5 protein-coding genes are annotated in these 6,820 nt (G+C 72.7%); 1 reads left to right on the top strand and 4 read right to left on the bottom strand.

Annotation, left to right across the window (positions count from 1 at the left end; translation table 11 throughout):
* Positions 1-151: 151 nt before the first annotated feature.
* From ACWD12_RS01540 to ACWD12_RS01525, 4 genes are all read right to left on the bottom strand, one after another.
* Positions 152-1,852, bottom strand: coding sequence for a phospho-sugar mutase (locus tag ACWD12_RS01540; RefSeq protein ID WP_450097866.1), 1,701 nt, complete (start codon positions 1,850-1,852; stop codon positions 152-154).
* A 282-nt stretch (positions 1,853-2,134) separates the two neighbouring features.
* Positions 2,135-2,944: a purine-nucleoside phosphorylase gene (locus ACWD12_RS01535; protein ID WP_358363762.1), complete on the bottom strand. Its 810-nt coding sequence runs from the start codon at positions 2,942-2,944 to the stop codon at positions 2,135-2,137.
* Positions 2,945-3,181: 237 nt separating this feature from the next.
* A complete protein-coding gene (locus ACWD12_RS01530) occupies positions 3,182-3,634 on the bottom strand; it encodes a gamma-glutamylcyclotransferase (RefSeq protein WP_358363761.1) in 453 nt (150 codons plus the stop codon).
* 84 nt (positions 3,635-3,718) lie between these two features.
* Complete coding sequence (locus ACWD12_RS01525) at positions 3,719-4,921, bottom strand: RNA-guided endonuclease InsQ/TnpB family protein (protein ID WP_450097865.1); 1,203 nt, start codon at positions 4,919-4,921, stop codon at positions 3,719-3,721.
* Positions 4,922-5,088: 167 nt separating this feature from the next.
* On the opposite strand from ACWD12_RS01525, the gene ACWD12_RS01520 reads away from it, so the two are divergent.
* Positions 5,089-6,498, top strand: coding sequence for an NAD(P)H-quinone dehydrogenase (locus ACWD12_RS01520; protein WP_450097864.1), 1,410 nt, complete (start codon positions 5,089-5,091; stop codon positions 6,496-6,498).
* The last annotated feature ends 322 nt before the right edge of the window (positions 6,499-6,820 follow it).

Below are 6,820 nucleotides of genomic sequence, written 5' to 3'. Positions count from 1 at the left end.
CCTCCCCGGTTTGCCCCCCCCCACACCCTCGTTCGCGCGCGGCGATTGTAACCGCCCGGGGTGGTGGGGGGGGGGGACAGCGGGTGGGGGGGGGGGGGGGGGCGTCCCCCCCCCCCCCCCCGCCACCCGGGGATTCACCGGTATGCGCGGGTCACATCCCGAGGGCCGCCGCCAGGTCCCGCTTGAGGGCGGCCAGCGTCGCCGCGGCGACCGTGCGGGCCTCGGAGACCTGGCTGTGCACCGGGACGACGACCTGGAGATAGCTCTTGAGCTTGGGCTCGGTGCCGCTGGGCCGGACCACGATGCGCGCCGACGCCACGTCGTCGGCGCCCGCGAGGGTGTAGCGAAGGCCGTCGGTGGGCGGCAGGTCCGCCGAGCCCGCGGCGAGGTCGTCCACCTGCGAGACCGCGAGGCCGCCGAGCGACGTCGGCGGGGTGGCGCGCAGCCGGGCCATGCCCTCCGTGATCAGGTCGAGGCGTTCCACCCGGACGGAGTACTGGTCGGTGGCGTGCAGGCCGTACTCGACCGCGATGCCGTCCAGCAGGTCGAGGAGCGTGCGGCCGTCGCGCTTGGCGGCGGCGGCCAGTTCGGCGACGGCGAGCGCGGCGGTCACGCCGTCCTTGTCGCGTACGCCTTCCGGGTCGACGCAGTAGCCCAACGCCTCCTCGAACCCGAACGTCAGTCCGGGGACGCGCGCGAGCCACTTGAAGCCGGTCAGCGTCTCGACGTACTGCAGCCCGTGCTTCGCGGCGACCGGGCCGAGCAGCGACGACGACACGATCGTCGTCGCGAGCACGCCGGTGCCCGGCGCTCGGGCGGCCCGGCGCGCGAGTTCGACGCCGAGCAGCGCGCCGACCTCGTCGCCGCGCAGCATGCGCCAGCCGCCCTCCGCCGCCGGGTCCGGGACCGCCACCGCGCAACGGTCCGCGTCCGGGTCGTTGGCGACGACCAGGTCGGCGTCCGCCGCCGCGGCGGTCTCGAACGCCAGGTCCATCGCGCCGGGTTCCTCGGGGTTCGGGAAGGCGACGGTCGGGAAGTCCGGGTCCGGCTCGGCCTGCGCGGCCACCACGGTGGCGGCCGGGAAGCCCGCCCGCTCGAACGCGCTCAGCATCACGGCACCGCCCACGCCGTGCATGGCCGTGTGCACGATGCGCACGTCGCGCGGCCCGTCCGGGCGCACCACGGTCACCGCGCGGTCGAGGTACGCGTCGAGCAGCGCCTCGCCGAGCACCTCCCACCCGCCGTCCGCCATCGGTACGTCGGCGAGCGCGCCGACCGCGTCGATGGCCGCCGCGATGTCCGCGTCGGCGGGCGGCACGATCTGCGAGCCGTCGCCGAGGTACACCTTGTAGCCGTTGTCGCGCGGCGGGTTGTGGCTGGCGGTGACCATGACGCCCGCGAGACAGCCCAGATGGCGGATCGCGAATGCCAGTACCGGAGTGGGCAGCGGCCGGGGGAGCAGCAGCGCGTGCAGGCCGGCCGCCTCCATCACGGCGGCCGTGTCGCGGGCGAACACGTCCGACTTGTGGCGGGCGTCGAAGCCGATCACCACGGTCCGGGGGTTCGCCGCGGAAGCCCTCCCGGCGTCGCCCTCGGAAGCCGTCGCGGAGGTTCTGTCGAGGTACGCCGCGAGCCCCGCCGCCGCGCGGATCACCACCGCACGGTTCATCCGGTTCGGCCCGGCGCCCAACTCGCCGCGCAGCCCGGCGGTGCCGAACTGCAGGAGTCCGGCGAACCGGTCCTCCAGCGCGGCACGGTCGTCGGCGTCGAGCAGGGCCCGCAGTTCGGCGCGGGTGTCCGGGTCGGGGTCCTCGGCCAGCCACGCGCGGGCGGTCTCGACGACGTCACTCAAAGCGGTCTCCTCACGAGCGGGAACGAGTGGAAACGAGCGGAAGCGGTCGGGCTTCCGCTCGTACCAGAGTGCCGACCGGAAGACCTCGATCGCACCAGGCGCGGGCCGACGGCGTGCCGTGTCGCGGACCGGCCCGGGCACCTCGTGCTCCGCGTCCCCGGGGGGGAGCGGCGAGATGCCCGGGCCGAAGCGCGGCCGGAGCGCGGCCGGGGCGCCGGCACCGCGGGCACGCCCTCGCCTGCGACTCGGGGCGTACGTTCCGCGGCAGCGGCGGATCGGCCGTCAGATCCGGGGGAGCACCTCGGCGAGGAGGTGGCCCATGCGCACCGCCGACGCGCGTCCGGCCTCCAGGACCTCTTCGTGGTTGAGCGGTTCGCCCGTCATGCCCGCGGCGAGGTTGGTCACCAGCGAGATGCCGAGCACCTCGGCACCGGCCTCGCGGGCGGCGATCGCCTCGAGCGTGGTGGACATGCCCACCAGGTGCCCGCCGATGGCCCGGACCATGCCGATCTCGGCGGGGGTCTCGTAGTGGGGGCCGGGGAACTGGACGTACACGCCCTCTTCGAGGCTCGGCTCCACCTCGCGGCACAGGTCGCGCAGGCGCGGCGAGTACAGGTCCGTCAGGTCGACGAAGTTGGCGCCGACGATGGGGGACGTCGCGGTCAGGTTGATGTGGTCCGAGATCAGCACCGGCTGCCCGGGCGCGAAGGACGGGCGCAGCCCGCCGCAGCCGTTGGTGAGGACGACGGTCTTGCAGCCCGCCGCGACGGCGGTGCGGACGCCGTGCACGACGGCGGCGACGCCGCGGCCCTCGTACAGGTGGGTGCGGCCCAGGAACACCAGTGCGCGGCGGTTGCCCACGGTGATCGAGCGGATCTTGCCGGCGTGTCCCTCGACCGCCGGCGGGGGGAAGCCGGGCAGGTCGGTGACCGCGAACTCGTGGTCCGGAGTGCCCAGCATGTCGGCGGCGGGCACCCAGCCGGAACCCATGACCAGCGCGATGTCGTGGGTCGCCGCTCCGGTGATCTCCTGGAGCCGCTGGGCTGCCGCGCTGGCCGCGGCGGTCGGGTCATTGCTGACGGAAGCGTTCACACCGTGAGCGTAAATGGTGGTGGGGCGATCGTCGCGCTTGGGGTCTATGCGCGTAGAGATCGTGTCGCAATCGATGCCGAGAACCGCTCGGACACGCGTAGGGACACGCCCGCGGACACGGGCGCAAAGCGCGGTGAGGATGCCCGGGTGGCGTCCGGCCGACGTGCGGGGCCGACGTGCGGAGCCGACGGCAGGCCGGGACGTGCCGGGAGGCGGGGCGGCGCGCCGCGCGCCGGGTCAGGGGCCGACGGACAGGCAGGGCCTGGTCCGCAGCTCCTTGACGTAGTCGTCCGGCGCGCCCGCGGACTCCGCGGCGTCGGCGACCATGCCGAGGTAGCGCGCCGAGGGCAGCCCGCCCTCGTAGTCGTTGAGCACGTACAGCCAGGCCAGTTCTTCGCCGAACAACGTCTCGACGCGGACCTTGGCCTTGCGGTACAGCCCGAGCGACTCGCCCTCCCAGCGGTCGAGCGCCGCCTCGTCGGAGTCGGTCAGGTCGTACAACGCGACGAAGACCTGCGAGATGTCGTCCTCGACCACGGTGGCAAGCGAACCCTCCCAGCCCAGCTGCTCGCCGCCGAACGTCAGGCGCCATCCCGGCAGCCAGCCGGTGACGCGGAGCGGGGAGTGGGGGGCGCGCCGTGCCATCTGCCGCGCGTCGAGGTTGCTGGCGTACGCGGCGTAGAGGGGCATGGGACCGCATCCTACGCGGACGCCGGGGATGCGGAAGAATGACACCCTTGGCTGCTCCACTCCTCGGGGGAGCGGATTCCCGGCTCACGCTGCCTGCCCGTCCGGCGGACGGTCGGGACTTCTGCGATCGGCACCGGCCGGGGCCAGTCCAGCCCGGACGAGCATCACACGGGCGGCGTTCTTGTCCCTCGGGGACGAGGCTCCGCACACGGTGCAGGTGTATGTACGTTCCGAAAGGGGAAGCGCGTGCTTGGCTCTCGCTCCGCACTGCGCGCACTCCGAAGTGGTGTGCGCGGGGTCGACGAGGTGCAGGGAGCGGCCGTGCTTGCGGGCCATGGCAACCAACTGCGCCTTGGCCCCCGCGATGGCCGCGTCGGCGGCCTTGCGCGCCATGGTGGACCGCGCGAGGAGGCGCGGGCGGAAGTCCTCCACGGCGATCGCGTCGTGATCGCGGACTACGCGCTTGGCCCAGACGCGGGCGGTGTTCTGCCTCTGCCGAGCCGCCTTCTTGTGCGTCCTCGCGGCCAGGAGCCGGGCTTTGCGGTAGCCGTTGGACTGTGCTTGGCCCTTGGCGGGTCTGCGCCGGGCCATCATCCGCTGGTACCGGGCAAGCCTCGCGGCGACGGTCTTGCCGTGTCCGGGGTGCGGCAGGTCGTGCGTGTCGCTGGTGGTGGTCGCCAGGGCCGCGACGCCCCAGTCGATCCCGATCACCCTGCCGGTGGCGGGGAGCGGTTCGGGCTGTGCCGGGACGACGAACGAGGCGTACCAGTGCCCGAGCCCGTCGCGGTACACGCGCACGCTCGACGGAGCCTCGGGAAGGTCCCGCGACCAGACCACTCGCACCACCACGCCGCCCGCCAGGTGAAGGCGACCGTCGACGACCCGGAAGCCACGTCGCGTGTAGTTCAGTGTCGGCGCGGCAAGGTTCTTCTTCTTGAATCGGGGCATCCCCGCGCGACGGCGTTGCGGCAGGTTCTTCCTGACGTCCTTCAACGCCTTGGCGCGCGACGCGGCGAAGTCGCGGACAGTCTGCTGCTGCGGTACCGAGGCTCCCTCGCCCAGCCACGCGTGCTCGCGACGCCAGCCGGTCAGCATCCGGTCGAGCGCGGCCGGGCCGCAGGGCTCGCCGACCCGGTGTGCCATACGCGACGCGGCCACACATGCGTTCCAGACCCAACGGCACCGGTCCCATTCGGCGATGAGCGCGGCGCAGGCAGTGGACGACAGGCGCAGGCGACAGTTGTACCGGGCATACCCGGTAGCCGTCGGCTCACGCTGCGTCGCCATGCAGCGCACGCTATCCGCCGCCACCGACAACCCGCGCCGGCTCGCATCGGAATCCCGGTGCGGGCAAAGCCGATACGCCCACAGGCGAAACGGCTGTCCCTGCCCCGCTACGCGGGCGACCGAATTCCTCCCCGGCAGACAAGCCGGGGCTCCCTGCGGAGGCATTGGTGACTCGCATTGTGATCGTTGGTGGCGGCCCGGGAGGGTACGAAGCCGCGCTTGTCGCGGCTCAACTCGGGGCCGAGGTGACCGTGGTGGAACGCGAGGGCGTGGGCGGTGCCGCGGTCCTCACGGACTGCGTGCCGTCCAAGACGCTCATCGCGACGGCCGAGGTGATGACGAACTTCGCCGACTCCCACCAGGAGCTCGGCATCTACGTCGACGACGGCACGCCCGGCACGCTCGACCGGCCGATCGTCGGGGTGGACCTCGACGTGGTCAACAAGCGCGTGCTCGAACTCGCCCAGGCGCAGTCGGTCGACATCGCCAACGGGCTGCGCCGCGCCGGTGTCGAGGTGCTGCGTGCCGCCGGGCGGCTGGACGGCCCGCGGCGGGTGGTGGCGACGTTCGACGACGGCACCGAGCAGTCGGTGGACGCGGACGCGATCCTGATTTCCACGGGCGCCACCCCGCGCGTGTTGCCGGGGGCGGAGCCGGACGGGGAGCGCATCCTCGACTGGAAGCAGGTGTACGCCCTCACCGAACTGCCGCGCGAGCTGATCGTGGTCGGCTCCGGGGTCACCGGCGCCGAGTTCGCCGGCGCGTACCAGGCCCTGGGCTCGAAGGTCACGCTCGTGTCGAGCCGCGACCGCGTGCTGCCCGGCGAGGACTCCGACGCGGCCGAGGTGCTGGAGGGCGTCTTCAAGCGGCGCGGCATGCGGGTCATGTCGCGGTCTCGCGCGGAGAGCGTCGAGCGGCTCGGCGACAGCGTCATCGTGCGGCTCCAGGACGGCCAGACGCTGGAGGGCAGCCACTGCCTGATGGCGGTCGGCGCGGTGCCCAACACCGCGGACATGGGCCTGGAGCAGGCCGGGGTGTTCCTGAAGGACAGCGGGCACGTGCGGGTGGACCGCGTGTCGCGTACGACGGCCAGCGGTGTCTACGCGGCCGGCGACTGCACCGGGGTCTTCGCGCTGGCGTCCGTGGCCGCGATGCAGGGCCGCATCGCGATGTACCACATGCTGGGCGACGCGGTCTCGCCGCTGGACCTCAAGGCCGTCGCGTCCAACGTCTTCACCGACCCCGAGATCGCCACCTGCGGCTACTCGCAGGCCGCGATCGACGCGGGGGAGATCGACGCGCACACCGTCAAGCTGCCGCTGTCGCGTAACCCGCGCGCGAAGATGCAGGGCATCCACGACGGCTTCGTGAAGCTCTTCTGTCGTCCGGGTACCGGCATTGTGGTCGGCGGTGTGGTGGTCGCGCCGCGCGCGAGCGAGCTGATCCACGCGGTTTCGCTGGCCGTCGACCTGCATCTGACCGTCGATCAGATCTCCAGCGCGTTCACCGTCTACCCGTCGCTCTCCGGATCCCTCGCGGAGGCGGCGCGCCGTCTCCACCGACGCGACCGGGCTTGACACGCCCGGGAGTTCGCCGGTCGAGTCAGGGGTGTTTGCGGGCGTGACTCCGGAAAGGGGACGCACGCGGCCGACTGCCGGGGCTCTCCGATGCGGTGATGCGCTCGATCGGGTGGCTTTCCGCGAACCGGCGTGACTGTGCTCGCCAAACACGCATACTCGTCTGCGAGCGGTCAGGTGTCGCGCCCGGATGGGCACGACATGACTCGGCAGTGTCGCGCGTATGTAATGACGGCGGGTCAGAAGCGGTGCCCGCGGGCAAAATACGTATCGGCCGTAAGCGGTGTTCGGTGGATTGTCCCGCCACCGCCGCAGTTGCATG

The organism is Streptodolium elevatio (assembly GCF_053592165.1).
This window is presented reverse-complemented; position numbering and strand designations above follow the sequence as displayed.

Coding starts and splice junctions, on each gene's coding strand:
- ACWD12_RS01530 (WP_358363761.1), bottom strand. CDS start 3,634: ATGCCCCTCTACGCCGCGTACGCCAGCAACCTCGACGCGCGGCAGATG.
- ACWD12_RS01525 (WP_450097865.1), bottom strand. CDS start 4,921: ATGGCGACGCAGCGTGAGCCGACGGCTACCGGGTATGCCCGGTACAAC.